This window comes from Pseudomonas sp. Ag1 (genome assembly GCF_000278565.1).
In the GTDB taxonomy this organism is placed as follows: Bacteria; Pseudomonadota; Gammaproteobacteria; order Pseudomonadales; family Pseudomonadaceae; genus Aquipseudomonas.
Genome location: NZ_AKVH01000104.1, coordinates 95,002 through 119,841 on the forward strand (window position 1 = coordinate 95,002; position 24,840 = coordinate 119,841).

Here is a 24,840-nt window from a genome sequence, read left to right on the forward strand (position 1 = left end):
TCCGCATCGCCAGGCAGGGCGGACCGGCTTCACGCCAACCCCCTGCCAAATGTGCGGCGGATAATACCCACATTCGCCTCAATTTCCCAGCTCCGGATCCGATTTAGAGCCTTCGTAGCCCAATAACTGCTCATCCAGCGGCACCGGCGGGCGGCGGTTATTCAGTGTCGCCCACCAGAACACCCAACCCAGAATCTCAAAGTTCTGCTCATGCCGCTGCTCATAGGTCAAAAACTCGTCCGGATGCTCGGCGCTGTTGTGGCTGCGCATCCGCAGGCCACCTCCTGGACGGTTGTAGAGGTATTTGATCCGCAGCATTCCGTCGTGCTCTACCGCGTAGATTTCGCCATCGATGATCTGTTTGCGGCCACAGTCGATGGCAAGGGTACTTCCGTCCTGGATGATGTCGATCATGCTGTTGCCGACCATGTAGGCCCCGAGTGCCCGCTCCGGGCTTACACCGATGGCTTCAAGGGTGTGCAGGGAGAGGCGGATGCTTTCGGTCGAGGTGAAGGTGGGGTGGAGGGGGATCTCCACGTCGATTTTTACCGGGCCCGAGACCGGGTGGGTGATGTAGTTGCCGCTGGTCTCGCGGGCGATACGGTGGGAGGTGTCTGCATCGGATCCTTCCAGCAGGTAGTTGGCGGGTGGATGTTTGGGGCCTTCGCCTGTGCGCAGCCAACGGCTGGTGACGCACAACAATTCTGCGAACTCGTTGAGCCGGCCCATGGGGACGCCGCGTTTGAACCAGTTGTTTACGTGTTGAGGCGTAACATCGCGGTTCTTGGCGAAGTCGGAAGCGGAAAGATGAACTTCCCGTAATAGCGCTCTTAAGCGATCACCTGATGTATTCATAAACGCAGAGTTTACTGGCCGTAAAATCAGATCAAATAAACCATGCGTTGAGTTGCTGTATGTAGGTGTTTCCTTATCGCAGGACTATTCTGCTAGTTGATTAAGCTAGTTAAACAATTGCTGTAAATATGTTTATTAAAGTAGCCGGATGTTTATATTTTTCCCACAAAAAAAGCCCCGTTTAATCGGGGCTTTTTCAGAGCGAATAGCGGTATCAGCCTTTGTAGGCAGCGACCGACTTCAGGATCTCGGCGCGGGCGGCGTCTGCATTGCCCCAACCGTCGATCTTCACCCATTTGCCTTTTTCGAGGTCTTTGTAGTTCTCGAAGAAGTGTTTGATCTGTTCCAGCAGCAGTGGCGGCAGATCGGTGTATTCCTTCACGTCGACATACAGCTGGGACAGCTTGTCGTGTGGTACTGCGATAACTTTGGCATCGCCGCCGCCGTCGTCAGTCATGTTCAGGATGCCGACCGGGCGGGCGCGGATAACCGAGCCTGGGGTAACCGGGTAAGGGGTCACGACCAGCACGTCGAGGGGGTCACCGTCGTCTGCCAGGGTGTTGGGGATGAAACCGTAGTTGGCCGGGTAGAACATCGGGGTGGCCATGAAACGGTCAACGAACAGGCAGTCGCTGTCTTTGTCGATTTCGTATTTGATCGGCGCGTGGTTGGCCGGAATCTCGATGGCGACGTAGATGTCGTTCGGCAGGTCTTTGCCAGCCGGAATCTTGCTGTAGCTCATTGGGCGTTGCCCCCGTAGTTGGCCATGGAACATGGCCGGATTGGCCTAAAAGTGGCGGCGATTATAGGCATATTCTGACGCCGATGCCATGCGTCAGACGTCGTAGTGCGCTTGGCGTTCCGTCTGATACCGCACGTCGCCGGCCTGCAGTTGGTGCAGGCGCGCCAGGGGATCCTGACGGTAGAAGTGGCTCAGTTGCTCGTACACCTGTGGATAACTGCTGACCAGTAAATCCGGGGCACTGAAGAAATATTCGCTGGTGACGGCAAAGAACTCGGCCGGGTTTTCCGCGGCGTAGGGGTCGATGGCCGTTTCGGCGTCAGGGTTGCGGTCGAGCTGGCGGTTGAGGTCGTCGAAGGCGCTTTGCATGACGCTGGCCCATTCCTGCACGCGCATGTCGTGGTGCAGGGGTGGCAGGCCGTTGGCGTCGCCGTTGAGCATGTCCAGCTTGTGGGCCAGTTCGTGAATGACCAGGTTGTAGCCTTCCCAGTTGCCGCTGGCCAGTACGCCGGGCCACGCAAGGATCACCGGGCCCTGTTGCCAGGCTTCGCCGCTGTGCTCGCCGTCCCACTCGTGCTCCACGCCGCTGGCGTCGCGATGGCGCTGCGGGCTGAGGAAGTCGTCGGGGTACAGCACGATCTCGTGGAAGCCCTGGTACCAGTCGAGGTCGCCAAGGTTCATCAGCGGCAGCTGTGCCTGGGCGGCGAGCAGCAGGCGCTGTTCCTGGTGCAGTTCGACGCCGGGCAGGGCGGTGAGGTGTTTTTCGGCGAGGAACACCACGCAGGCTTCCCGCAGCCACTGGTCTTGCTCGGCAGTGATGCCGTCGAGGAACGTCAGGTGGTGGCGCACCCGTTGCCACGTTTCATCGGCAATCGGGTGCTTGGCCAGCAGGCGCCGGCGACGCCAGGCGCTGAGGGACCACATCGCAGGTTACTGCGGCTTGGCTTCGGTGGAATTGCGGCCAAAGCGGCTGCGGAACACACCGATGATCATCGGTACCAGCGACAGCAGGATGATGAACACCACCAGCAGCGACAGGTTTTTCTTGATGAACGGCACGTTGCCGAAGAAGTAGCCCAGGGTTACCAGGCCGCCGACCCAGAGGACGGTGCCGAACACGCTGAAACCGAAGAAGCGCGGGTAAGGCATTTTCGCGATACCGGCGACGAACGGCGCAAACGTGCGCAGGATCGGCAGGAAGCGCGCCAGGGTCACGGTTTTGCCGCCGTGCTTGTCGTAGAAGTCGTGGGTTTTTTGCAGGTAGTCGCGGCGGAAGATCTTCGAGTTGGGGTTGCTGAACAAGCGTTCCCCGGCCGTTCGTCCGATCACGTAGTTGGTACTGTCACCCAGGATGGCCGCGAGCATAAGCAGGCCGCCCAGCAATATCGGGTCCATGCCGCCGCCCGCTGCAACAGCGCCGGCGATGAACAGTAAGGAATCACCCGGCAGAAACGGCATGACCACCAGGCCGGTTTCGCAAAAGATAACCAGGAACAGAATGGCGTAGATCCACACTCCGTAGTTTCTCACCAGCATGTCGAGGTACACGTCGAGATGCAGGATAAGGTCGAGCGGGTTGAAATCCATGGAGGGCACCTGTGTGAATGGCCTGGCTCAGCGGGCCTGTGCGGAGGCTTCGGGTAATAAGGGCTACAAGGTAGTGGCGTATTTCTTACGACCCTGAAAGGTCCGCATTATACGGATAGAGTTGTGAAAAGCGTGCTGGTTTTGTAGCGGGGAATGTCGCGAAAGCGATCTGATTGTAGACACAGCGTCAGTGTGGGAGGGGGCTCCCACAACAGATGTATGAGGTTTGGTTAATAGTTGTCAGTCATCGCTGATCGCAAGCACGTAGTTCTTGAACTCGGTGTCTTCCCGAAAACCGATGGACTCATAGGTTTTCTGCGCCACCTGGTTGTCACTGCTGGTGGACACACGCAGGCGCACGGCTTGAGTTTCCTTGGCCATCTTCTTCGCGGTACGCATCAGGTTGTCGGCCACCAACTGCCGGCGTGCGTCTTCGGCGACGTAGATGTCGTTGAGGATCCACACCCGCTTGAGGGACAACGATGAAAAGCTTGGATACAGCTGGCAAAAGCCAAGCAGTTTCTTGTCGTCATCGTCGGCCAGCGCCAGGTAGATCACGGACTCCTTGCGGCGCAGGCGTTTTTCCAGGAAGGCGCGGCTCGAATCAGGAAATGGCAGCGCGCCGTAAAACTCGCGGTATTTGACGAAAAGCGGGGTCAACAGGTCCAGGTGTTCCAGGGTCGCTTGAGTAATCCGCATGCCAGGCCTCAACTTCCAAATGGGGTATGACCACACAAGCGGCCGTGTCTCGATGCTGCCTAAAGCAGAGAAAAAGCGCAATCGTGCAGGGATCAGTCCTTCGGTGGGCTGAGCAGGAAGTTTCCTTTCATCAGGTCGGGATCATCCGACTCGAGGGTTTGTACCTGCGCTTCATCCTTGAGGTTGACCCCCGACAACTGCCGGCGACAGGCCTCCCGCATCAAGTAAAGCAGGCGGTGAGCGGCCATGCCGTAGCTCAAGCCTTCCAGGCGCACATTGGAGATGCAGTTGCGGTAGGCGTCAGTGAGGCCGACCTTGGGGTTGTAGGTGAAATACAGCCCCAGGCTGTCCGGCGAGCTGAGCCCCGGCCGCTCGCCGATCAGGATCACCACCATTTTTGCCCCGAGCAACTGGCCGACTTCATCCGCGACGGCGACACGGCCCTGCTCCACCAGAATCACCGGTGACAGCGACCAGCCTTCAGCGTGGGTTTGTTCCTCCATGCGTGTAAGAAACGGCAACGTATGTTTATGCACCGCCAGGGCCGACAAGCCATCGGCCACCACCACCGCCAGGTCCACGCCGCCGGGGTTGGCTTCGGCATAGTCCCGCAGGGCCTGGGCGGATTCATCACTGAGGCGGCGCCCAAGGTCCGGGCGTTGCAGGTAGCTGTGACGGTCGACGGCGGCGCTGTGCAGCAGCAGGCTGTCGCGGCCACGCTCCGCCAATTGGCTGCTGAGCCCTGCATGATCAAACGACAGGTGTACCGCGTCGCGGGCCTGGGCATGGGCGAACTGGAAATCCAGCTGCGCGCCGGTAGGCATGCTGGTGCCGGTGCGGCCCAGGGCAATCCGCGCCGGGGTCAGGCGCCGCAGCTCAAGCCACGGGTTGTCCATGTTGTTTTCCGGGGTGTCGATGTGCACGGGCGGTTCCTTCTTCATCCCAGTTGCGCCAAGGCGTGGCGGAATGCCGGTGGCAGGCTGTTGCCGAAGTGCACCTTGCCGTCGGCTTGCGTGAAGATGCCCATTTTCGCCAGCCACTGTTCAAACTCCGGTGCCGGCTTTAAACCCAATGTTTGGCGGGCGTACAGCGCGTCGTGAAATGAAGTGGTCTGGTAGTTGAGCATGATGTCGTCGGAGCCCGGGATGCCCATGATGAAGTTGATCCCGGCCACGCCCAGCAGGGTGAGCAGGGTGTCCATGTCGTCCTGGTCGGCTTCGGCATGGTTGGTGTAGCAGATGTCGCACCCCATGGGCACGCCCAGCAGCTTGCCGCAGAAGTGGTCTTCGAGGCCGGCGCGGATGATCTGCTTGCCGTTGTACAGGTACTCGGGGCCGATAAATCCTACGACCGTGTTCACCAAAAACGGCTTGAAATGCCGGGCAACGGCATAGGCGCGGGTTTCGCAGGTTTGCTGGTCGACGCCAAAGTGTGCGTTGGCCGACAAGGCGCTGCCCTGGCCGGTTTCGAAATACATCAGGTTTTGCCCGAGGGTGCCGCGATTAAGGCTCAGGCCCGCGTCGTAGCCTTCCTGCAGCACGCTCAGGCTGATGCCGAAGCTGGCATTGGCCGCCTCGGTGCCGGCGATCGACTGGAACACCAGGTCCAGCGGCACGCCACGGTTGATGGCTTCGATGGAGGTGGTGACGTGGGTCAGCACGCAGGCCTGGGTCGGGATTTCATAACGCTGGATGATCGCGTCGAGCATTTCCAGCATCGCGCAGATCGAGGCGATGCTGTCGGTGGCCGGGTTGATGCCGATCATGGCGTCGCCGTTGCCGTAGAGCAGGCCGTCAAGAATGCTCGCGGCGATACCGGCCGGCTCATCGGTGGGATGGTTGGGCTGCAGGCGGGTGGACAGGCGCCCGCGCAGGCCCATCGTGCCGCGGAACTGTGTGACGACGCGGATTTTCTGCGCCACCAGTACCAGATCCTGCACGCGCATGATCTTCGACACGGCGGCGGCCATTTCCGGTGTCAGCCCGGGCGCCAGGGCGCGCAGGCTCTGTTCGTCGGCCGCGTCGCTGAGCAGCCAATCTCGCAAGCCCCCGACGGTCAGGTGGCTGACCACGGAAAACGCCTGTTTATCGTGGGTGTCGATAATCAGCCGGGTGACTTCGTCGCTTTCGTACGGGATCAACACTTCTTCGAGAAAGTGCTTCAACGGAATGTTGGCCAGGGCCATTTGCGCCGCGACCCGCTCGCCATCGTTCTGGGCGGCAACACCCGCCAAAAAATCCCCGGAGCGGGCCGGGCTGGCCTTGGCCATCACGTCCTTGAGGCTGTCGAAGCGGTAGGTCAATACACCGACCGCGTGGGAAAAGCTTGCCATACAGAGTCTCCTTGTCGACGCGGGCTGAATGTGAGTAAAGCGCCCGCGTCGAGGTTTATGGCAGTTAGTGCAAGGCGGCCTCTGCGGCCTGGATCGCCGCAAATTCTTCTTCCGGCGTGCCTGCTACCAAGTGATGCCGACTGTAGAAAGCAAAGTAAGCAATTAATACTCCATAGATGATCGCGGCGCCAATCACCACGCGCGGATCCACCAGAAAGCCCGCCACAACGGCGATGCAGGCCAGTACCAGGGCGACGCCCGAGGTGAAGATGCCGCCCGGAGTACGGTAAGGGCGGTCCATTTTGGGGCGGCGGATGCGCAACGTGATGTGCGCGGCCATCATCAGCACGTAGGAAATGGTTGCGCCGAATACGGCGACCAGGATCAGCAAATCGCCTTGGCCGGTCAGCGACAGGCCGAACCCGATGATGCCGGGGATCACCAGGGCCAGTACCGGTGCCTTGCTTTTGTTGGTCTGCGACAGCTTGCGCGGCAGGTAGCCGGCGCGGGAGAGGGCGAAGATCTGCCGGGAGTAGGCGTAGATGATCGAGAAGAAGCTCGCGATCAGCCCGGCCAGGCCCACCAGATTGACGAAGTGGCCCATCCACGTGGAGCCGCCGTAGGCTTTGGACAAGGCTTCCACCAGCGGATTGCCCGATGCCATTAATGCGTAGGCGCCAGCACCGCCGGGGGCGATTACCAAAATCAGCAGGGCGAAGCTGGTCAGCACCACAATGGCGCCGATCAGGCCGCGAGGCAGGTCGCGTTTGGGGTTCTTGGTTTCTTCGGCGGCCAGTGGCACACCTTCGACCGCCAGGAAAAACCAGATCGCATAGGGAATCGCCGCCCACACGCCGACATAACCGAAGGGCAGGAAAGTGCTGGCGCCCTTGGCCTCGGTCACCGGGATGTCCAGCAGGTTGGCAACACTGAAGTGCGGCACCATCGACACCAGGAACACACCCAGGGCAATCGCGGCGACGGCGGTGATCACAAACATCAGCTTCAGCGCTTCACCCACGCCGAAAATGTGGATGCCGATAAAGATGATGTAGAACGCCAGGTAGATCATCCAGCCGCCAATGCCGAACAGCGATTCGCAATAGGCGCCGATAAACACCGCGATGGCGGCGGGGGCGATGGCGTATTCGATAAGGATCGCGGTGCCGGTCAGGAACCCGCCCCAGGGGCCGAACGCGCTGCGGGCAAAGCCGTAGCCGCCGCCGGCGGTAGGGATCATGGAAGACAGTTCGGCCAGGGAGAAACACATGCACAGGTACATGGTGGCCATCAGCAGTGTGGCGAGGAACATGCCGCCCCAGCCACCCTGGGCCAGGCCGAAGTTCCAGCCGGCGTAGTCGCCGGAGATGACGTAGGCAACACCGAGACCGACTAATAGTACCCAGCCGGCAGCGCCTTTTTTCAGTTCCCGTTGTTGGAAGTATTCGGTGCCGACCTTTTCAAAGTCGACGGAAGACCCGGACGCCGGAGCGCCATTCGGTTCGCTGGGCATGATGGAATCCCTTTCTTATTGTTTTATCCCGGCTTACTTAAGTAAGCCGAATGAGTAGCAAGGTCTTGTGAAGATCAAGTGTGGGAGCGGGCTTGCTCGCGAATGCGGTAGTCAGTTGAAAACTCAGTAACTGATACACCGCATTCGCGAGCAAGCCCGCTCCCACATTTTTATTGCATTTCAAATGTGGGAGCGGGTTGTCAGTTAGAAGAAGCCCAGCGGGTTGATGTCGTAGCTCACCAGCAGGTTTTTGGTCTGCTGATAGTGATCAAGCATCATCTTGTGAGTCTCACGGCCCACACCGGACTTCTTGTAACCACCGAACGCGGCATGCGCCGGGTACAGGTGATAGCAGTTGGTCCATACACGCCCGGCCTTGATCGCCCGGCCCATGCGGTACGCGCGGTTGATGTCGCGGGTCCACAGGCCGGCACCCAGGCCGAACTCGGTGTCGTTGGCAATCGCCAGGGCTTCGGCTTCATCCTTGAAGGTAGTGATGCTCACCACCGGGCCAAAGATTTCTTCCTGGAACACCCGCATCTTGTTGGTGCCTTTGAGCAGGGTTGGCTGGATGTAATAGCCGGTGGCCAGATCGCCGGTCAGCTTCTCGACCTTGCCGCCGGTCAGCAGCTCGGCGCCTTCGCCCTTGGCGATTTCGAGGTAGGACAAAATCTTGTCGAACTGCTGCTCGGACGCCTGGGCGCCGACCATGGTGTCGGTGTCCAGCGGGTCGCCACGTTTGATCGACTCGACCTTCTTCATCACCACTTTCATGAAGTCGTCGTAGATCGACTCTTCCACCAGCGCGCGGGAAGGGCAGGTGCACACTTCGCCCTGGTTGAAGAACGCCAGCACCAAACCTTCGGCGGCCTTCTCGATGAATTGCGGTTCGGCTTTCATGATGTCGGCGAAGAAGATGTTCGGCGACTTGCCGCCCAGCTCAACGGTGGACGGAATGATGTTCTCGGCGGCCGCGTGCATGATGTGCGAGCCCACTGGCGTGGAGCCGGTGAAGGCGATCTTGGCGATGCGCTTGCTGGTGGCCAGGGCTTCGCCGGCTTCTTTGCCGTAGCCGTGCACCACGTTCAGTACGCCCGGCGGCAGCAGGTCGCCGATCAGTTCCATCAGCACGTTGATGCCCAGCGGGGTTTGCTCGGCAGGCTTGAGCACCACGCAGTTACCGGCGGCCAGGGCTGGCGCGAGTTTCCAGGCGGCCATCAGCAGCGGGAAGTTCCACGGGATGATCTGGCCGACCACGCCCAGCGGTTCGTGGAAGTGGTAAGCGGCGGTGTGTTCGTTGATCTCGGCGCTGCTGCCTTCCTGGGCGCGGATGCAGCCGGCGAAGTAGCGGAAGTGATCCGCGGCCAGCGGGATGTCGGCGTTCAGGGTTTCGCGCACGGCCTTGCCGTTGTCCCAGGTTTCGGTGATGGCCAGCAGTTCGAGGTTCTGTTCGATGCGGTCGGCGATTTTCAGCAGTACCAGCGAGCGGTCCTGGGCCGAGGTCTTGCCCCAGGCGTCAGCGGCGGCGTGGGCGGCGTCCAGGGCCTTGTCGATATCCTTGGCAGTGGAGCGCGGGAATTCGGCGATGGGCTTGCCGTTGACCGGCGAGGTGTTGGTGAAATAGTTGCCATCGACCGGCGCGACAAACTCACCGCCGATGTAGTTGCCGTACTTGGCCTTGAACGAAACGATCGCGCCTTCAGTACCGGGGTGTGCGTAACGCATGGTGGGTATCTCCTGGCTTTTTGTGTTTATTGGAGGACGCACGGTTGTGCTTGTTAAAGCGTAGAGCAAAGGTCGGGCCAGTGCCTCGTAGAGCCTGTAAATCAAGGGTTTAGAGGTTGTTGCAAACCGTTGCTGTGGCAAGCTTGGTACAGCCTGGGTGACAGTTTGTGCCATAAGCGGTACAGCCTGTGACCGGTGGGTCTGCCCGGGATTGCATTGGTCGGGAGGCTGGAGGATGCTGGGCACTCGCGCGCGGTGTACTTCACGCAGGGAGAATAATAAGAACATGCAAAACGATCATTTCAGTCGCCATGCCCAACAAGTCCTGACGGTCACCCGTGGGCAGGACCCGCTGCATGGCCCCGGCAGCGATCCGTCCATCGCCCGCTCCTGGCTGCGTTGTCTTGAGGACTATCACCTCGACCCCGCATTGACCATCGCGCCCACGGTGCTCGAACATGGCCGCCTGCTGGAAAGCCGCGAACGCCTGCAACAAGTGCTGAGCATCGCCGGCAATGAAATGAACAGCCTGCATCAACAGCTCTCCGGCGCCGGCCATGCGGTGCTGCTGACCGACGCCCGCGGGGTGATCCTCAACTGCGTCACCGCCCCCAGCGAGCGCAAGATCTTCGAGGGTGCCGGGCTGTGGCTGGGTGCCGATTGGAGCGAGGCCTGCGAAGGCACCAACGGCATCGGCACCTGCCTGGTGGAGCGCCAGTCCCTGACGATTCATCGCGATGAACATTTTCGTGGCCGACATACCGGCCTGACCTGCTCGGCCAGCCCGGTGTTCGACCCTCATGGCGAACTGCTGGCGGTGCTGGATGTGTCCTCGGCCCGGGAGGCGGTGTCGCGCCAGAGCCAGTTCCACACCATGGCGCTGGTCAATCTTTCGGCGAAGATGATCGAGAGCTGTTACTTCCTGCGCCATTTTGAGCACCACTGGTTGCTGCGCTTTCATTTGCAGGCCGAGTCTGTGGGCCTGTTCAGCGAAGGGCTGCTGGCGTTCGATGGTGAAGGGCGCATTTGTGCGGTTAACCAGAGTGCGTTGAACCTGCTCGGGCAAATCCGTGGCGGGTTGTTGGGGCAGCCGGTCGAGGCGTTTTTCGATTGTTCGCTCGATGAGTTACTCGGGCGTGCCAGCGCGAACGCCAGCGCCAGTTGGCCCCTGCGTACCCGCGATGGCCGTGGCTTGTTCGCGGTGTTGCGCGGCCAGCCACGCAGCGTACCGGTGCCGGTGGCCCACGCCTTGCCGGAGCGGCCGCGATTGCCGGGCATTTGCCTTGGAGACGCGGCGCTGCAAAACGATTTCCGCAGAGCCTTGCGGGTGTTCGAGCGTGATGTGCCTTTGCTGATCCAGGGGGAAACCGGGTCTGGCAAAGAGGCGTTTGCCAAGGCCGTGCACCATGCAAGCCTGCGCGCAGATAAAGCCTTTGTGGCCCTCAACTGCGCAGCCATCCCGGAAAGCCTCATCGAAAGCGAGCTGTTCGGTTATCGCGGCGGCAGTTTTACCGGCGCCCGCAAGGAAGGCATGCGCGGCAAGCTGCAGCAGGCAGATGGTGGCACGTTGTTTCTGGATGAAATCGGCGATATGCCGCTGGCTTTGCAAACCCGGCTATTAAGGGTGCTTGAAGACCGCTTGGTAGTGCCCATCGGCGGTGAACCGCAAGCGGTGGACGTCAGAATTATCAGCGCTACCCACCGTAATCTGCTTGATCGGGTGCAGGACGGTAGTTTTCGTGAAGACCTGTATTACCGGCTCAATGGCCTGGAAGTGGCCTTGCCGCCGTTGCGCGAGCGCAGTGACAAGTTGCAACTGCTGGACTTCCTGTTGGCCGAAGAAGCGGGAGATCAGGCGGTGCAGCTTGACGGCGAGGCCCGCCAGGCCCTGTTGGCGTTCGCGTGGCCGGGCAACGTGCGGCAGTTGCGCACGGTGTTGCGCACCCTTGCCGCACTGTGTGAGGACGGGCGGGTGAGGCTTGATGACCTGCCTGCACAGATTCGTGCCGTGCAAACCCTGCCGGTGGCGATGAGTGAACCGGCAAACTCATTGCTGGATGCTGCCGAGCGCCAGGCATTGCTGGCAACATTGGTGCAGCAACGCTGGCATATGACGCACGTGGCGACCGTGCTTGGAGTCAGTAGAAATACGCTTTATAGAAAGTTACGTAAGTATGGTATAGCGCGTCAGGTTTAATGATGACGTTAACTGTTCTGACTGTGAGTGATCAATCTGTGTTGTGAGCGACTGTGCGTTAAATAATTGGCGTCGCACCGTACTAATGTTTTGTCATGTATTTTTGTGCGTAGGTGACTGTCTTCTGGAACGTTCATTATCTGTTTAGTTACTAAGTTGGCGGTTGTCGATTGTCTCGGTAACTCGCTAATAGCGCTTATGGGTAAATAGTAACAATAAGTGAGATAATAATCATGAATAGTATTAGAGTTCGGCCCAACACGGTCAATCTACCTCCAGTGAATAAACCACCGGCCCCGCGCAATGGCGGTGTAACGCCTCCGATAGTACGTCCCGGTGGCCAGGGCAGCTCCCCTCCAATAGCTCCCCAACCTAAACCCCGGTTAGGGAAAAATCCGGCCACAGACACCTCCACAACGCTACCCAAGCCCGAGAAACCCAATAATTTTCAAACGCTGACACAACAAAAATTGATGAGCCAAGGGCCTGCCAACCGGCCGTTCAAGCCTCAGGCCAGCGCAGATCCTAAAGATTTGGCACAGGTGACTCAAAACCTGATGGTTGCTGATCGGCTGGTCAAGGCCGGGGTGTTCAACACCTCGCCCCAGGCGGCAACGGTAGCCCGCGACGCCTTTGTCAGTGCGGGTATAAGCGGATTGGTCAGCGCTCCCCTGAGTATTGGTACCTACGCAGGCTCGGTTTGGTCTGGCGAGACAATCAAGGCGCAGTTTACAAACAATACGCCACTGCTCCCTCCGGCTCACCAGCCGGCTCCAAGCACGCAGGTGCCTGCCGCGAAAACCGACGGAACAACATCGGTCGTCGCCACGCAGGACACCGACACGGGTGCCACGACCGCGCGCTTGGGCCTGGCCGAGTTGCGCATGGAAGTCATTGCCAACAATATTATGGCAATGCGTCAAGGAACGAATGCTCCGGCACTTAAAATGAGCGACTCCTCGTCGCGTACGCCAAGCGAGCGCCTGGAAACGCTTGAGGCCTTGTATAAAACTGCGGAGGAACAGCTTAAAAAACTGGGGGACGAAAACGACATGGTATTCCGGCCTTACATTGCCACTCCCGCAGACGGCACCGATGACAAAGGCCGTCTGGATGTTATTGATAAGAAATTCGACGCATTAAACAAGTTCATAGGGAAGTTGTTGCACATGGGCACGCTGTCATTACCGGCAGAGTCTGCCGAAACAAAAGTCGTGTGACATAACCCCGCGTAAACTTTCGAGTCATGGATGATGCTCAGTCAAACTGGCGATGGGTCCGATGCCATGCATGCATCCTGTGGCACCGGACTTATCGAATATTCCCCTACGCTCTGACAAACAATGGCGGCTACCCCCCAAGGCCTGCGTGCTACAGCTAAAGAGTGCGATTTTCCCTTCCCTGCGCTAACCTGCCTCGATGTTTTACGAGGTCGACTATGCACATTCATATTCTCGGTATTTGCGGCACGTTCATGGGCTCCATGGCGGTGCTCGCCAAAGAACTGGGCCATCATGTTACTGGCTCCGATGCCAACGTTTACCCACCCATGAGCACGCAACTGCAGGCCCAGGGCATTGAGCTGACCCAAGGTTATGACCCGGCGCAATTCGACCCGGTCCCGGACCTTGTCGTGATCGGCAATGCCATGGTGCGCGGTAACCCGGCAGTCGAATATGTACTGAATAAAGGTTTGCCGTACGTGTCTGGCCCGCAATGGCTGGCCGACCATGTGTTGCAAGGCCGTTGGGTACTCGCCGTTGCCGGTACCCATGGCAAGACCACCACCAGCAGCATGCTGGCCTGGGTGCTGGAGCATGCGGGCATGAGCCCGGGCTTCCTGATTGGTGGCGTGCCGCAGAATTTCTCGGTGTCGGCGCGCCTCGGCGACACCCCGTTTTTTGTCATCGAAGCCGATGAGTACGATAGCGCGTTCTTCGACAAACGCTCCAAGTTCGTTCACTACCGCCCGCGTACGGCGATCCTGAACAACCTGGAGTTCGATCACGCGGACATCTTCCCTGATCTGGCGGCCATCGAGCGGCAGTTCCACCACTTGGTGCGCACCATTCCCAGCGAAGGCCTGGTGATTCACCCCACCACCGAACCTGCCCTGCAGCGAGTTATCGAGATGGGCTGCTGGACCCCGGTACAAACCACCGGTGCTGGCGGCCAATGGCAGGTCAAACTGCTGAGCGAAGATGGCTCCAAATTTGAAGTACTGTTCGAAGGCGTCGCCCAAGGCATCGTCGATTGGGACATGACCGGCCAGCACAACGTCGCCAATGCCTTGGTCACCCTGGCGGCTGCGCGGCATGTGGGCGTGGTGCCGTCCATGGGCATTGCGGCCTTGAGCGCGTTCAAAAGCGTCAAGCGCCGGATGGAAAAGGTCGCCGAAGTGAATGGGATTACCATCTATGACGACTTTGCCCACCACCCGACGGCCATCGCCACTACCCTGGATGGCTTGCGCAAGCGTGTGGGTGATGCCCAGGTGATCGCGATTATCGAGCCGCGCTCCAACTCCATGAAGCTGGGCGCCCACCGTGATGGTTTGCCGGAAAGCGTCAACGATGCCGACCAGGTTGTGTGGTACGCGCCGGCCAACCTCGGTTGGGACCTGCCTGCCATCGCCGCGTTGTGCACGGTGCCGTCGATTTGCCGCGACTCACTGGAAGGCATTATCGAACACGTGAAACACCAGGCCAGGCCCGGCACTCACGTGGTGATCATGAGCAACGGCGGCTTTGGCGGCCTGCATGGCAAACTCGCCGAGGCCCTGAAGTGAGCGGCCCGGAACGCGTCACCCTGGCGATGACCGGTGCGTCCGGCGCGCCCTATGGCTTGCGCCTGCTGGACTGCCTGGTGCGCGAAGACCGCGAGGTGCACTTCCTGATCTCCAAGGCCGCGCAACTGGTGCTGGCCACCGAGACCGATGTGGCGTTGCCGCCCAAAGTGCAGATGATGCAGGCCTTCCTCACCGAGTACACCGGTGCGGCGGCGGGGCAGATCAAGGTCTATGGCAAGGAAGACTGGATGTCACCGGTGGCGTCGGGCTCCGGTGCACCGGCCGCGATGGTGGTGGTGCCGTGTTCCACCGGGACCCTGTCGGCGATTGCCACGGGCGCCTGCAACAATCTGATCGAGCGCGCGGCGGACGTGACCTTGAAGGAGCGTCGCCAGTTGATTCTGGTGCCGCGCGAAGCGCCGTATTCGAGCATCCATCTGGAGCACATGCTCAAGCTGTCGAACATGGGCGTGACTATCTTGCCGGCGTCGCCGGGCTTCTATCACCAGCCGCAGACCATCGATGACCTGGTGGACTTTGTGGTGGCGCGGATTCTCAACCTGCTGAACATTCCCCAGGACATGCTGCCGCGCTGGGGCGAGCACCATTTGAGCAGTGATGAATAAACTATTGATGGTGCTGCTGGCGCTGCAACTGACCGGGTGTGCGACTGCGCGAACCCTGGACGCCGCCCAGCCCGGCGCGCCGGTGGTGTATGCCGGCACGCGGCTGGACATGTATGCGATTCAGGGCGGGTGTTGCGCGATGGACCGTTTTGGGGCCGAGGCGCCGAGCTATCCCCATGTCGACCTGCCGGCCAGTGCCTTGCTCGACACGCTGCTGTTGCCGCTGTCGGTGCTGACGGTGCTGGGGGTTGGGTTTAACGCGACGGGCGGGCTTTAGTACTTATCCCAGTATTAACAGAAATCCAATGTGGGAGCGGGCTTGCTCGCGAATGCGGTGGATCAGTCACTGTATCATTGACTGATCCACCGCATTCGCGAGCAAGCCCGCTCCCACATTTGGATGGTGTCCTGCCTGGAATTACGTGTTATTTGCCGAGCTTGCGCAGCTCGTCCGACTCTATAACCCGCACCCCATCCTGCTCTTCCAGCGCCAGTCGCCACATCGCCCGCGCCAGTTCGCACACTTCAATGCCGTGGTACTTGCCCGGAATCAGCCGCGACAATGGCCCGGCCAGTTGCTCGGCCAGCCGCGGTTCCAATCGCTCACCCAGCAACAGCGAAGGTCGGACGATGGTCAACTGCGGCCAATCCTGGGCTTTCAACGCCTGTTCCATCTCGCCCTTGACGCGGTTGTAGAAGATCGAGGATTTCGGGTCGGCGCCGATTGCGCTGATCACGATCAGGTGCCGCGCCCCCATTTCCCGGGCGCGCTTGGCAAAGGCCACGACCATGTCCAGGTCGACGGCGCGGAACGCTTCTTCGGAGCCGGCCTGCTTGATGGTGGTGCCCAGGCAGCAGAAGGCGATGTCCACCTGGCCGCTCAGTTGCGGCAGGAATACTGCCGGGTCGCCCACCGGGTTTTCCAGGTGTGGATGCTCGGCCAGAGGCTTGCGGCTGGGTGCCAGCACGCGGGTCACGGTCGGCTCGTTGAGCAGGCGGTCCAGCAGGTGCTCCCCGGTCAGGCCGGAGGCTCCGGCGAGCAAGATATGCTGAGGCGTCAGGTACATGATGTTTCCCCCTTGATACAGATTCAGCTTAGTTGCTCTTGGCTTCCTTGCTATTCATTGAGACGCTTTCGAGCGCCTTTCGTGCCTGCTGTTTGCGTAATAATTGCCAATGGGCGATTACGCCTTTGGGGGCCCAGATCTGCGGTTCGGAGGCTTCGAAGTTGTCCGCCTGTTCGCGTTCGGCCACGTGGGTCTGTGCCAGCTTGAAGGCTTGCTGCAAGTCGTCGGTCTGGTTGAAGGCCTGGGCGAAGAGGGCGTCGCCGAAGTAGGTGAAGTCGGCCTCTTCGGAGCAGCCGAACGACACACGATCGGCGCGCGAGGCGGTCATGATCAGGGTGTGTTCGTCCTTCAGGGCCGGGATGAACCCGCCGGAGTAGCAGGCCGAAATCACGATGATCTTGTCGCGGTTCTTCAGCGGTGCCAGCACGGCGGCCAGCTCATCGGCCGGCAGGTCGGCCAGCTCCATGCGCGGCTGGTCGAGCACCAGTTCGTGCTCGTGAGTGCCGTGGCTGGTCAGGTAGATAAACACCAGGTCTTGCGGGCCACTGCGTTCGGCCAGGGTTTGGACTGCGCGGCGCAGGCTTTCGCGAGTGGCCATCGGGCGGTCGGCAATATGGTCGCGATGGTTCACCAGGCGGATCTGGCCGTAGGCGCCGAAGCGCGTGGCAAGCATGTTGCTGACGTAGTCGGCTTCGCGCAGGAACACGCTTTGTTTGCCGTCGCCGGCCACCACCAGGGTGTACAGCTCCACCCCCGATTTGGACGCGGGCACGGCGGCGAGGGCGGCATCCAGCAAGTGGCCCTGGGCAAACAGGCCGATTTCCAGCGGGTCAGGCAACAATTTGCCCTCGGCGTCGCGCACGCGCATGCCGTTGACCCAGGTGCCGGCCTGCACGGTGCCGTCGGTGAGCACCAAAGTGCCACGACCTTGATAGCTGTCGCTGTCGAAGCCGCCAATATAGAAGCTGCCGTCGGTGAGGTTCAGGCGGCCTGTGCCTGTGAAGCGCCAGTCGACGAACTGGCCGACGTAGTGGCTGCCATCGACGCCGATCAGTTCGCCCTTGCCGCTGAGGGCGCCTTCCTTGAATTCGCCGATCCATACGTCGCCGTCGGCGTTTTCGTAGCGGCCCTTGCCGTTGAGCTGGTTTTGTTTGAAATGGCCGATGTACATGTCGCCGTCGGCGCTGTTGAAGGTGCCGTTGCCCTCCAGCTGGCCATCGACGAAGCGGCCGCTGAACTGGTTGCCGCTGTCGTCGTTGCGCTGGCCTTCGCCGTTGGGCTTGCCGTGGGCGAACTGGCCCTGGTACTGGCTGCCGTCGGCCAGCTCGAGGCGGCCGAGGCCGGAATACTGGTCGTCCTTGAATTCGCCGCGATAGGTCATCTGCCCCTCTTTGAGGGTGCCTTCGCCGTTGCGCTTACCTTGTTTGAAACCGCCGACGTAGCTGTTGCCCGACGTGGTCAGGCTGCCCTGGCCGTCGAACAGGCCCTGCTGGAACTGGCCTTTATAGACCTCGCCGTTGCTGCCATGCCATTCGCCCTGGCCGTGCCACTGGCCTTTATCGAACTGGCCCGCGTACCAACTGCCATTGGGGTAATCCACCCGGCCCTGGCCTTGCAGCAAGCCATTGACCACATCGCCACGGTAACGACCGCCATCGGGCAGCCGCGCATCGGGCGGCAACAGCGATTCGCCGTCGCCGCACGCGGTGAGCAACAGGACAAGAGCAAGGGGAGCGAGTGGGCGCATAGCGGGATCCGGATAATTGAGCGCCGAGTATGCCGCAGCTGCGAGATCTATACATAAATTTACATGAATTGTGGTGAGCGGACGGGCTCACCACAGCCAGGCTTCAGACGAAGCAGAGTGACAACGATTCTGCAATGTAGGCCGGTTTTTCCTGGCCATCGATTTCCAGGGTGCAGGTGGCTTTAAGCAACCATTGCCCAGGTTTTTTCTCGGTGGCGTCGGTCAGGGTCACGGCCAGGCGCACCCTGGAGTCGACCTTCACGGGCTGGATGAAACGCACGCTGTCCAGGCCATAGTTGACCGCCATCTTCAGGCCTTCGGGCATGATCAGGATGTCTTCGATCAGCTTGGGTATCAGCGACAGCGACAGGAAACCGTGGGCGATGGTGCCGCCAAACGGGGTCTGGGCGGCTTTCACCGGGTCGACGTGGATGAACTGAAAATCGCCGGTGGCTTCCGCGAACAGGTTGATACGTTCCTGGTCGATGGTGAGCCATGCAGAACGTCCCAGTTCCTTGCCGACATATTCTTTGAGTTGCGCTACGGGTACTGAGGGCATTGCGACTCTCCTTCTTTGCTCGGTTGGCTTCATCGTTTTTGTAGTTTTGGACAGGTCCAGAGAACCAATGTAGATCATCACGGGCACTTGGCCCGGTCAACCCACCATGCTTTTGGCGAATGCCGCTCCATAGAGGCAGCGTGCTTATAATGCCGACACGCTTTTGGGGGGAAGAACGGATGCTGTTACGCGGTCTGACATGGCTGGTGCTGTTTCAATTACTCGGCACGGCGATCAATCATTTGTTTGTCCCGGTGCTGCCGGGGCCGATTATCGGGCTGCTGCTGATGCTGGCCTTCCTGGTATGGCGCGGCGAAGTCGGTGAGCCCCTGAACCTGGCGGCCAGCAGCCTGCTGCGTTATTTGCCATTGCTGCTGGTGCCGCCTGCGGTCGGCGTTATGGTGTATGCCAAGGACATCGCCGCCGACTTCTGGGCCATCGTCGGCGCGCTGGTGTTGTCGCTGGTGATCGCCATGGGCTTTGTCGGCGTGCTGATGCAGAAACTGGTCAAGCGCCAGGCGCAGCGGGAGGACGGCCAATGACACTGGACTGGCAGGGCGCCTGGGCCGCCGTGATTCATCACCCGTTGTTCGGCATCGGCATCACCCTCGGCGCCTATCAGCTGGTGCTGGCCGGTTTCGAGAAAACCCGCTGGATTTTCCTGCAACCGGTGCTGGTGTCGATGCTGTTGGTGATCGGCGTGTTGCTCGGCTGTGGCCTGACGTACGTCGAGTACCGCAAGAGCACCGAGATCATGAGCATCCTGCTGGGCCCTGCGACGGTAGCCCTGGCGGTGCCGCTTTACCTGAATCTGCGACGAATTCGCCAATTGTTCTGGCCGATTTTTACTACGCTGGTGGTGGGAGGCGTATTGGCCACCGGCCTGTGCGTGCTGTTGGGCTGGTGGTTTGGCGCCGAACACATGATGCTGATGACCATGGCACCCAAGTCCGTGACCTCACCGATTGCGATGCTGGTGGCCGAGCAGATCGGCGGCGTGGCGGCACTGGCGGCGGTGTTCGTGCTGATCACCGGGGTGATCGGCGCGATGATCGGTCCGGCGTATCTGTCACGGTTGGGCGTGCACAGCCCCGAAGCGCGCGGTATGGCGCTGGGCATGACCGCCCACGCCGTAGGTACGTCGGTGGCCTTGCAGGAAAGCGAAGAGACCGGCGCCTTTGCGGCGCTGGCCATGAGTCTGATGGGCGTGGCCACGGCGGTGTTCCTGCCGTTGGCCGTGTCGCTGGTTATTTAAGTCGGGTTTAAGGAAACCTTTATGAGTCTGGCGCTTTTCCCGCTCAATACCGTGCTGTTTCCCGGGTGCACCCTCGACCTGCAGCTGTTCGAGGCGCGTTACCTGGACATGATCAGCCGCTGCATGAAAAAGGGCGAAAGCTTTGGCGTGGTGTGCATCCTCGACGGCAAGGAAGTGGGGCTGGCGCCGGATGGCTATGCGTTGATTGGCTGCGAGGCGCTGATCCGCGACTTCAAGCAGCAGGACAATGGCCTGCTGGGGATTCGGGTCGAGGGTGGCCGGCGTTTCCGCGTGCGTGATGCCGGTGTGCAGAAGGACCAGTTGCTGGTGGCCGAGGTGCAATGGCTGCACGAGCATCCCGAGCAACCGCTGGAAGAGGAAGACGCTGACTTGCTGGCGTTGCTTCATGCCCTGGCCGAGCATCCGATGGTGGCGTCCCTGGATATGGGCACCCACGCCGATGGCCAGCAAGCCCTGGGTAATCAGTTGGCCTATCTGCTGCCCTTTACCGAGGCCGACAAGATCGACCTGTTGCAACTCGATGACCCGCAACAGCGCCTGGACGCGATCCAGTTGCTGCTGGATGAGTTGCAGGGCGAGCTGTTCACCTGACCCGCGAGTGTCACTCGGACTTGTCCTTCCCGGTCTTCAGATTTTCCGTGGTTGTCCTGATCCCGTTGCCTGAAATAGTTGGCAGTCACGTAACGATGATCAGGGGGAAAGGATGATTCGGCTTTCGCAATCGGAGCAAGTCGTGTGGGATGCGTTTTTTATGGCCGTCACCACGCAAATTCTTCATATGAACGACGGTCGCGGCGCGGAGTACATCGCCGAACGCGCCGCGGAGATGGCTGACGAAATGCTTCTGGAGCGGCGCGAGCGCAGCGTCGAACGCCGCGCTGCACCCCTGGATTGGCTGGGGCCTGCCTAGTAGGCATACCTCAGCAGCGCGTGGGAAGTGCCGGTAAACGCAATGAACCCGAGCACCGCGCCACACACCGGCAGGATCAGCCACCAGACTCTCGGCGGCATCGGTGGCAACAGGCTGCGGTGCTGGCTTAACGTCAGGCTGAAGGCGCACACCGTCATTGCCAGCAGGGTGCCGGCCAGGATGTCCGTCGGCCAGTGTGCACCCAGGTACACCCGGGAAATCGCGATGGTGGCGGCGGGAATGCAGCCAAGCACCAGCCAGGTCAGGCGCAGTCGTGTCGGTTGACCGCGACCGGCAAGCACTGCCAAGGCCAGGAAGAATGCAAACGAGCCGGACGCATGGCCGCTGGGCATGCTGAAGCTGGTGAGTGGGTCGGTCAGCACTTCGGGGCGCATCCGCGCAAAAAACAGCTTGGTCCCGGTATTGATCAGCGCCGCGCCCAGCAGGGTGGCGCCGACAAAGATTGCCTGGCGCCATTGCCGCGCCACCACCAGCAGGCCGGTCAGCACCGCGCTGGCGACAAACATCTTCTTGAACTCGCCGAGCTGGGTCACCATCACCATCGCCCGGTCGATCGCCGGGCCGCGGTGTTCCTGCACCAGTGCCATCAAGCCCTGGTCAAAGTCGTTGAGGTAGGGATAGCCGATAAACAACGCGATCAACAGTGTGCCGCCGATGCAGCCAATCCATAGGGTGGCGCGCCGATGGCCGCGCAGGCTGCTGTTGAGGCTTACGCCGATCAACACTGCGAGACAGGCGGCGACAATCCCGGCCTCCGGCCAGAAGCCTTCGGGCAATGGCAGGCGGAAGGCCGCGCCGGTGGCCCAACCCGGCAACAGATACGCCACCGACCAGCCTGCGCCGGCCAGCAGGCTCACGGCGGCAAAACGTGGGAAGGGCATGTCGCACATGCCCGCAACCATCGGCAACATTGGCCGCAGCGGGCCAATGAAGCGGCCTACCAACAGGCTGGCGATGCCGTACTTCTGGAAGTAAGCCTCGGCGCCGCTCATCCATTCCGGGTGATGCCGCAGGCCGGGAAGGCGCCGGATGTTCTGGTGGAAATGGCGACCGAGGAAGTAGGAAACAACATCGCCCAACACGCCGCCGAGGAAGCCCAGCAACAGGGTTTCTCCCAGGGACAGTGCGCCGCTGCCGGCCAGGGCGGCGATGGCAAACAGCAATACCGTGCCAGGTACGATCAGGCCGGCAATGGCCAGGCACTCCACGCACGCCACGATAAACACCGCCACGGCCAGCCATTGCGGGTTCAGGGTCAGCCAGCCGGTAATGCTATCGAGCCATGGGCCCATACAATCAACTCCCTTTTGTAGATCGTCCTTGTGGGAGCCCGGCTTGCCGGCGATGGCGTCCTTGAGTCCGCTATCGCCGGGCAAGCCGGGCTCCTACAGGTTTATGTATGTTTTCAAATCAAAAAATAGTCGCGGCCTTCGACCTGGCCCCGGCGCAGCGGGTTCCGTGTGCAATACGGCGCATAACCGGCATCGAGGAAGCGGTACATCAGGTGTTCATCGCGCCCACCGGGAATGCCCAGGCGGGTGGTCTGGATGATCTGCGCTGGCGCCAGCCCTACGTCTTCCACGTAGAGCAGTTCCTGGTCAAAGCGCTTGGCGTCCCACATCGGCACCTTCAAACCCAGCGCCTTGCACAGCAAGGTCTGGCCGGCGCACAGCTTTTGCGAGGGCCGTGGCCTGCCGCTGGCGTCCGGGTTATTCAGCAGCATCTGCGCCAGGCTGGCCGGGCCGGAGACTTCGTCGACCCACGGATAGGCTGATTTGATCAGCACCGCATTGCCCGGACCGTGGGCGCTGAAGTTCAGCGAATCACCGCCACGGGCGTAGTACATATAGATGTGCCCGCCATCCAGAAACAAAGCCTTACGCTTTTCTGTGTAGCCCAAGGACGCGTGGCTGCCTTTTTCGGCGAGGTAATACGCTTCGGTTTCGATAATTCGTGCCGACAGCCACAAATCACCAACACGATGGCGAATGACTTTTCCGAGCAATTCGCGCGCGAGCAGTTGCGCGTCACGGTCGAAAAAGCCGTCGGGCAGGGCGTTGGCGGGGATCAGCGGCGAGAAACTGGACATGGCGATCAAAGGTAGTACGGCTAAATGTGACAGGATGATAACAACTCCAGCCTTAATTCCCGCTGAACGTCGGGTTTTTACAGTTCATTTCGACCATCCGCCCCTCACCGCTGTCCGTAGGACGGCGTCACAGCTATAATCTGCCGCTTTCCTCTTTGCCAAGACCCCACCAGACCATGACTGAGTCCGTTCTTGACTACATGACCCGCCTGGGTCGCGCTGCCCGTCAGGCCTCGCGGTTGATCGCCCGTGCGAGCACTGCGCAGAAGAACCGCGCCTTGCTGGCGGCCGCCGACGCTCTGGATGCTTCGCGCTCCGAGCTGAGCGCCGCCAATGAACAGGATTTGGCCAACGGTCGCGCCAATGGCCTGGAGGCTGCATTGCTGGATCGCCTGGCGCTGACGCCGGCGCGGATCGACGACATGATCGAAGGCTTGCGTCAGGTGGCCAAGCTGCCTGACCCCATCGGTGAAATCCGCGACATGCGCTACCTGCCCTCCGGCATTCAAGTCGGCAAGATGCGCGTGCCCCTGGGCGTGATCGGCATCATCTATGAGTCACGCCCGAACGTGACCATCGACGCCGCGAGCCTGTGCCTCAAGTCGGGCAACGCCACCATCCTGCGGGGCGGTTCCGAGGCCATCAATTCCAACCGTGCCATCGCCGCGTGCATTCAGCAGGGCCTGGCCGTGGCCGAGCTGCCCGCCGAAGTGGTGCAGGTGGTCGAGACCACTGACCGAGCCGCCGTTGGCGCACTGATCACCATGCCTGAGTTCGTCGACGTGATCGTGCCACGGGGTGGCAAGAGCCTGATCGAACGCGTGAGCCGTGATGCCAAGGTGCCAGTTATCAAGCACCTGGACGGCGTCTGCCACGTGTTCATCGACATCGCCGCCGACCTCGACAAGGCGATCCGCATTGCCGACAACGCCAAGACTCACCGCTACGCCCCGTGCAACACCATGGAAACCCTGCTGGTGCACGTCGGCATTGCCGATCGCGTGCTGCCGCCGCTGGCTGCCATCTACCGCGACAAGGGCGTTGAACTGCGTGGTTGCGAGCGTACCCGGGCGATCCTCGGCAGCGACGTGATCGAGGCCACCGAGCAGGACTGGTACACCGAATACACGGCGCCGATCCTGTCGATCCGCATCGTCGACGACCTGGACCAGGCCATCGAACACATCAATCAATACGGCTCCAAGCACACCGACGCCATTGTCACCGAGCATTTCAGCGATGCCCGGCGTTTCCTCAACGAAGTGGATTCCGCTTCGGTGATGGTCAACGCCTCGACGCGCTTTGCCGATGGCTTCGAGTACGGCCTGGGGGCGGAGATCGGTATCTCCACCGACAAGCTCCACGCACGCGGCCCGGTTGGCCTGGAAGGGCTGACCAGCGAGAAGTACGTGGTGTTCGGTGACGGTCATGTGCGCACTTGATGGGTAAACGCATCGGGCTGCTCGGCGGCACCTTCGACCCCGTGCACATCGGCCATTTGCGCAGTGCACTGGAAGTCGCGGACGCCCTCGGGCTGGATGAACTGCGCCTGGCACCGAATGCCCGGCCGCCGCATCGCGATACGCCGCAGGTGTCTGCGCAGCAGCGCCTGGAGATGGTCCGCCTTGCTGTGGCCGGCATTGCACCGCTGGTGGTGGACGACCGCGAACTCAAGCGCGACAAACCGTCCTACACTGTCGACACCCTGGAACTGATGCGGGCCGAGTTGGCCGCGGATGACCAGTTATTTCTACTTTTGGGCTGGGACGCGTTTTGCGGCCTGCCCACTTGGCATCGCTGGGAAGAGTTGCTCCAGCATTGCCACATCCTGGTGCTGCAACGCCCGGATGCCGACGCAGAATCGCCGGATGCCTTGCGCAACCTGCTGGCGGCGCGGTCGGTAAGTGACCCTTTGGCCCTGACCGGGCCGAGCGGGAATATTGCATTCGTCTGGCAAACCCCGCTTGCGGTGTCTGCCACCCAGATCCGTCAACTGCTGGCCAGCGGGAAGTCGGTACGTTTCCTGGTGCCTGACGCGGTCCTGGCCTACATCGATGCGCACGGGCTTTACCGTGCGTCGAACTGAAAAGGCGCGCTTGAACGCACG

Annotated in this window: 25 protein-coding genes; 11 read left to right on the top strand and 14 right to left on the bottom strand. The window is 60.8% G+C overall.

Features of this window, described 5'->3' with window-relative positions; genetic code table 11:
* Positions 1 to 78 precede the first annotated feature (78 nt).
* The 9 genes from A462_RS11860 to exaC form a co-directional block, all read right to left on the bottom strand.
* Positions 79 to 855: a LexA family transcriptional regulator gene (locus A462_RS11860; RefSeq protein ID WP_083853227.1), complete on the bottom strand. Its 777-nt coding sequence runs from the start codon at positions 853 to 855 to the stop codon at positions 79 to 81.
* 214 nt (positions 856 to 1,069) lie between these two features.
* Complete coding sequence (ppa, locus tag A462_RS11855) at positions 1,070 to 1,597, bottom strand: inorganic diphosphatase (protein ID WP_003219382.1); 528 nt, start codon at positions 1,595 to 1,597, stop codon at positions 1,070 to 1,072.
* A 93-nt stretch (positions 1,598 to 1,690) separates the two neighbouring features.
* Positions 1,691 to 2,521 (bottom strand): zinc-dependent peptidase, encoded by an 831-nt coding sequence (locus A462_RS11850; RefSeq protein WP_008436519.1) that lies wholly within the window; start codon positions 2,519 to 2,521, stop codon positions 1,691 to 1,693.
* Positions 2,522 to 2,527: 6 nt separating this feature from the next.
* Positions 2,528 to 3,184, bottom strand: a complete 657-nt coding sequence (locus A462_RS11845) for a DedA family protein (RefSeq protein ID WP_008436520.1) — start codon at positions 3,182 to 3,184, stop codon at positions 2,528 to 2,530.
* Between the two features lie 240 nt (positions 3,185 to 3,424).
* Positions 3,425 to 3,883, bottom strand: coding sequence for a GNAT family N-acetyltransferase (locus tag A462_RS11840; RefSeq protein WP_003219389.1), 459 nt, complete (start codon positions 3,881 to 3,883; stop codon positions 3,425 to 3,427).
* A gap of 92 nt (positions 3,884 to 3,975) precedes the next feature.
* Positions 3,976 to 4,824, bottom strand: coding sequence for an ethanolamine ammonia-lyase subunit EutC (gene eutC / locus A462_RS11835; protein WP_008436521.1), 849 nt, complete (start codon positions 4,822 to 4,824; stop codon positions 3,976 to 3,978).
* Complete coding sequence (locus tag A462_RS11830) at positions 4,821 to 6,215, bottom strand: ethanolamine ammonia-lyase subunit EutB (RefSeq protein ID WP_008436522.1); 1,395 nt, start codon at positions 6,213 to 6,215, stop codon at positions 4,821 to 4,823. The genes eutC and A462_RS11830 overlap by 4 nt, the downstream gene beginning before the upstream one ends.
* 64 nt (positions 6,216 to 6,279) lie before the next feature.
* Positions 6,280 to 7,728, bottom strand: coding sequence for an ethanolamine permease (eat, locus tag A462_RS11825; protein ID WP_008436523.1), 1,449 nt, complete (start codon positions 7,726 to 7,728; stop codon positions 6,280 to 6,282).
* Between the two features lie 204 nt (positions 7,729 to 7,932).
* Positions 7,933 to 9,453, bottom strand: coding sequence for an acetaldehyde dehydrogenase ExaC (exaC, locus tag A462_RS11820; RefSeq protein ID WP_003219398.1), 1,521 nt, complete (start codon positions 9,451 to 9,453; stop codon positions 7,933 to 7,935).
* Positions 9,454 to 9,739: 286 nt separating this feature from the next.
* Here exaC and A462_RS11815 point away from each other — a divergent pair, with 286 nt between their 5' ends.
* The 5 genes from A462_RS11815 (at position 9,740) to A462_RS11795 (ending at position 15,341) form a co-directional block, all read left to right on the top strand.
* Entirely contained in the window at positions 9,740 to 11,650 is a 1,911-nt protein-coding gene (locus A462_RS11815) for a sigma-54-dependent Fis family transcriptional regulator (protein WP_008436524.1), read from the top strand.
* 473 nt (positions 11,651 to 12,123) lie between these two features.
* Positions 12,124 to 12,870 (top strand): hypothetical protein, encoded by a 747-nt coding sequence (locus tag A462_RS11810; RefSeq protein ID WP_238544248.1) that lies wholly within the window; start codon positions 12,124 to 12,126, stop codon positions 12,868 to 12,870.
* A 218-nt stretch (positions 12,871 to 13,088) separates the two neighbouring features.
* Positions 13,089 to 14,438 carry a UDP-N-acetylmuramate:L-alanyl-gamma-D-glutamyl-meso-diaminopimelate ligase gene (mpl, locus tag A462_RS11805; RefSeq protein WP_003219401.1) on the top strand — a complete coding sequence of 450 codons (1,350 nt, stop codon included), beginning with the start codon at positions 13,089 to 13,091 and terminating at the stop codon, positions 14,436 to 14,438.
* Positions 14,435 to 15,064, top strand: coding sequence for a flavin prenyltransferase UbiX (gene ubiX, locus A462_RS11800; RefSeq protein WP_003219402.1), 630 nt, complete (start codon positions 14,435 to 14,437; stop codon positions 15,062 to 15,064). Before mpl ends, ubiX begins: the two co-directional genes overlap by 4 nt.
* Positions 15,057 to 15,341 carry a YceK/YidQ family lipoprotein gene (locus tag A462_RS11795; protein ID WP_023659172.1) on the top strand — a complete coding sequence of 95 codons (285 nt, stop codon included), beginning with the start codon at positions 15,057 to 15,059 and terminating at the stop codon, positions 15,339 to 15,341. Before ubiX ends, A462_RS11795 begins: the two co-directional genes overlap by 8 nt.
* Before the next feature lie 148 nt (positions 15,342 to 15,489).
* Here the strand turns inward: A462_RS11795 and A462_RS11790 are convergent, their stop codons facing one another.
* The 3 genes from A462_RS11790 to A462_RS11780 form a co-directional block, all read right to left on the bottom strand.
* Positions 15,490 to 16,131, bottom strand: coding sequence for an oxidoreductase (locus A462_RS11790; protein ID WP_003215421.1), 642 nt, complete (start codon positions 16,129 to 16,131; stop codon positions 15,490 to 15,492).
* Between the two features lie 28 nt (positions 16,132 to 16,159).
* Positions 16,160 to 17,878 (bottom strand): C13 family peptidase, encoded by a 1,719-nt coding sequence (locus A462_RS11785; protein WP_008436527.1) that lies wholly within the window; start codon positions 17,876 to 17,878, stop codon positions 16,160 to 16,162.
* Positions 17,879 to 17,981: 103 nt separating this feature from the next.
* Positions 17,982 to 18,437, bottom strand: coding sequence for a MaoC family dehydratase (locus tag A462_RS11780; protein ID WP_003215423.1), 456 nt, complete (start codon positions 18,435 to 18,437; stop codon positions 17,982 to 17,984).
* A gap of 179 nt (positions 18,438 to 18,616) precedes the next feature.
* Here A462_RS11780 and A462_RS11775 point away from each other — a divergent pair, with 179 nt between their 5' ends.
* From A462_RS11775 to A462_RS11760, 4 genes are all read left to right on the top strand, one after another.
* Positions 18,617 to 18,979 carry a CidA/LrgA family protein gene (locus tag A462_RS11775; RefSeq protein WP_008436537.1) on the top strand — a complete coding sequence of 121 codons (363 nt, stop codon included), beginning with the start codon at positions 18,617 to 18,619 and terminating at the stop codon, positions 18,977 to 18,979.
* Positions 18,976 to 19,692, top strand: a complete 717-nt coding sequence (locus tag A462_RS11770; RefSeq protein ID WP_003215425.1) for an LrgB family protein — start codon at positions 18,976 to 18,978, stop codon at positions 19,690 to 19,692. Before A462_RS11775 ends, A462_RS11770 begins: the two co-directional genes overlap by 4 nt.
* A 21-nt stretch (positions 19,693 to 19,713) precedes the next feature.
* Positions 19,714 to 20,304 carry an LON peptidase substrate-binding domain-containing protein gene (locus tag A462_RS11765; protein ID WP_003215426.1) on the top strand — a complete coding sequence of 197 codons (591 nt, stop codon included), beginning with the start codon at positions 19,714 to 19,716 and terminating at the stop codon, positions 20,302 to 20,304.
* Between the two features lie 112 nt (positions 20,305 to 20,416).
* On the top strand, positions 20,417 to 20,623 hold the full coding sequence (locus A462_RS11760; protein ID WP_003215427.1) for a hypothetical protein: 207 nt from the start codon (positions 20,417 to 20,419) through the stop codon (positions 20,621 to 20,623).
* On the opposite strand, the gene A462_RS11755 is transcribed toward A462_RS11760, so the two are convergent.
* Together A462_RS11755 and A462_RS11750 are read right to left on the bottom strand one after the other, a co-directional pair.
* Entirely contained in the window at positions 20,620 to 21,936 is a 1,317-nt protein-coding gene (locus A462_RS11755) for a bifunctional DedA family/phosphatase PAP2 family protein (RefSeq protein WP_003215428.1), read from the bottom strand. The genes A462_RS11760 and A462_RS11755 overlap by 4 nt on opposite strands.
* A gap of 113 nt (positions 21,937 to 22,049) precedes the next feature.
* Positions 22,050 to 22,733, bottom strand: a complete 684-nt coding sequence (locus A462_RS11750) for a DNA-3-methyladenine glycosylase (protein WP_008436544.1) — start codon at positions 22,731 to 22,733, stop codon at positions 22,050 to 22,052.
* Positions 22,734 to 22,909: 176 nt separating this feature from the next.
* Between A462_RS11750 and A462_RS11745 the strand changes: the two genes are divergently transcribed.
* Together A462_RS11745 and nadD are read left to right on the top strand one after the other, a co-directional pair.
* A complete protein-coding gene (locus A462_RS11745; protein WP_008436545.1) occupies positions 22,910 to 24,175 on the top strand; it encodes a glutamate-5-semialdehyde dehydrogenase in 1,266 nt (421 codons plus the stop codon).
* A complete protein-coding gene (gene nadD / locus A462_RS11740; protein ID WP_003215431.1) occupies positions 24,175 to 24,819 on the top strand; it encodes a nicotinate-nucleotide adenylyltransferase in 645 nt (214 codons plus the stop codon). The genes A462_RS11745 and nadD overlap by 1 nt, the downstream gene beginning before the upstream one ends.
* Positions 24,820 to 24,840 lie beyond the last annotated feature (21 nt).

Excerpts from the sequence above, each read along its gene's own strand:
- A462_RS11860 (WP_083853227.1), bottom strand. The coding sequence starts at position 855 with ATGAATACATCAGGTGATCGCTTAAGAGCGCTATTACGGGAAGTTCAT.
- A462_RS11755 (WP_003215428.1), bottom strand. The coding sequence starts at position 21,936 with ATGGGCCCATGGCTCGATAGCATTACCGGCTGGCTGACCCTGAACCCG.
- A462_RS11745 (WP_008436545.1), top strand. The coding sequence starts at position 22,910 with ATGACTGAGTCCGTTCTTGACTACATGACCCGCCTGGGTCGCGCTGCC.
- eat (WP_008436523.1), bottom strand. The coding sequence starts at position 7,728 with ATGCCCAGCGAACCGAATGGCGCTCCGGCGTCCGGGTCTTCCGTCGAC.
- A462_RS11850 (WP_008436519.1), bottom strand. The coding sequence starts at position 2,521 with ATGTGGTCCCTCAGCGCCTGGCGTCGCCGGCGCCTGCTGGCCAAGCAC.
- mpl (WP_003219401.1), top strand. The coding sequence starts at position 13,089 with ATGCACATTCATATTCTCGGTATTTGCGGCACGTTCATGGGCTCCATG.
- exaC (WP_003219398.1), bottom strand. The coding sequence starts at position 9,453 with ATGCGTTACGCACACCCCGGTACTGAAGGCGCGATCGTTTCGTTCAAG.
- A462_RS11795 (WP_023659172.1), top strand. The coding sequence starts at position 15,057 with ATGAATAAACTATTGATGGTGCTGCTGGCGCTGCAACTGACCGGGTGT.
- A462_RS11790 (WP_003215421.1), bottom strand. The coding sequence starts at position 16,131 with ATGTACCTGACGCCTCAGCATATCTTGCTCGCCGGAGCCTCCGGCCTG.
- A462_RS11845 (WP_008436520.1), bottom strand. The coding sequence starts at position 3,184 with ATGGATTTCAACCCGCTCGACCTTATCCTGCATCTCGACGTGTACCTC.
- nadD (WP_003215431.1), top strand. The coding sequence starts at position 24,175 with ATGGGTAAACGCATCGGGCTGCTCGGCGGCACCTTCGACCCCGTGCAC.
- ppa (WP_003219382.1), bottom strand. The coding sequence starts at position 1,597 with ATGAGCTACAGCAAGATTCCGGCTGGCAAAGACCTGCCGAACGACATC.
- A462_RS11760 (WP_003215427.1), top strand. The coding sequence starts at position 20,417 with ATGATTCGGCTTTCGCAATCGGAGCAAGTCGTGTGGGATGCGTTTTTT.
- A462_RS11750 (WP_008436544.1), bottom strand. The coding sequence starts at position 22,733 with ATGTCCAGTTTCTCGCCGCTGATCCCCGCCAACGCCCTGCCCGACGGC.
- A462_RS11840 (WP_003219389.1), bottom strand. The coding sequence starts at position 3,883 with ATGCGGATTACTCAAGCGACCCTGGAACACCTGGACCTGTTGACCCCG.
- eutC (WP_008436521.1), bottom strand. The coding sequence starts at position 4,824 with ATGAAGAAGGAACCGCCCGTGCACATCGACACCCCGGAAAACAACATG.
- A462_RS11775 (WP_008436537.1), top strand. The coding sequence starts at position 18,617 with ATGCTGTTACGCGGTCTGACATGGCTGGTGCTGTTTCAATTACTCGGC.
- A462_RS11765 (WP_003215426.1), top strand. The coding sequence starts at position 19,714 with ATGAGTCTGGCGCTTTTCCCGCTCAATACCGTGCTGTTTCCCGGGTGC.
- A462_RS11770 (WP_003215425.1), top strand. The coding sequence starts at position 18,976 with ATGACACTGGACTGGCAGGGCGCCTGGGCCGCCGTGATTCATCACCCG.
- A462_RS11815 (WP_008436524.1), top strand. The coding sequence starts at position 9,740 with ATGCAAAACGATCATTTCAGTCGCCATGCCCAACAAGTCCTGACGGTC.
- A462_RS11830 (WP_008436522.1), bottom strand. The coding sequence starts at position 6,215 with ATGGCAAGCTTTTCCCACGCGGTCGGTGTATTGACCTACCGCTTCGAC.
- A462_RS11785 (WP_008436527.1), bottom strand. The coding sequence starts at position 17,878 with ATGCGCCCACTCGCTCCCCTTGCTCTTGTCCTGTTGCTCACCGCGTGC.
- A462_RS11780 (WP_003215423.1), bottom strand. The coding sequence starts at position 18,437 with ATGCCCTCAGTACCCGTAGCGCAACTCAAAGAATATGTCGGCAAGGAA.
- A462_RS11810 (WP_238544248.1), top strand. The coding sequence starts at position 12,124 with ATGAGCCAAGGGCCTGCCAACCGGCCGTTCAAGCCTCAGGCCAGCGCA.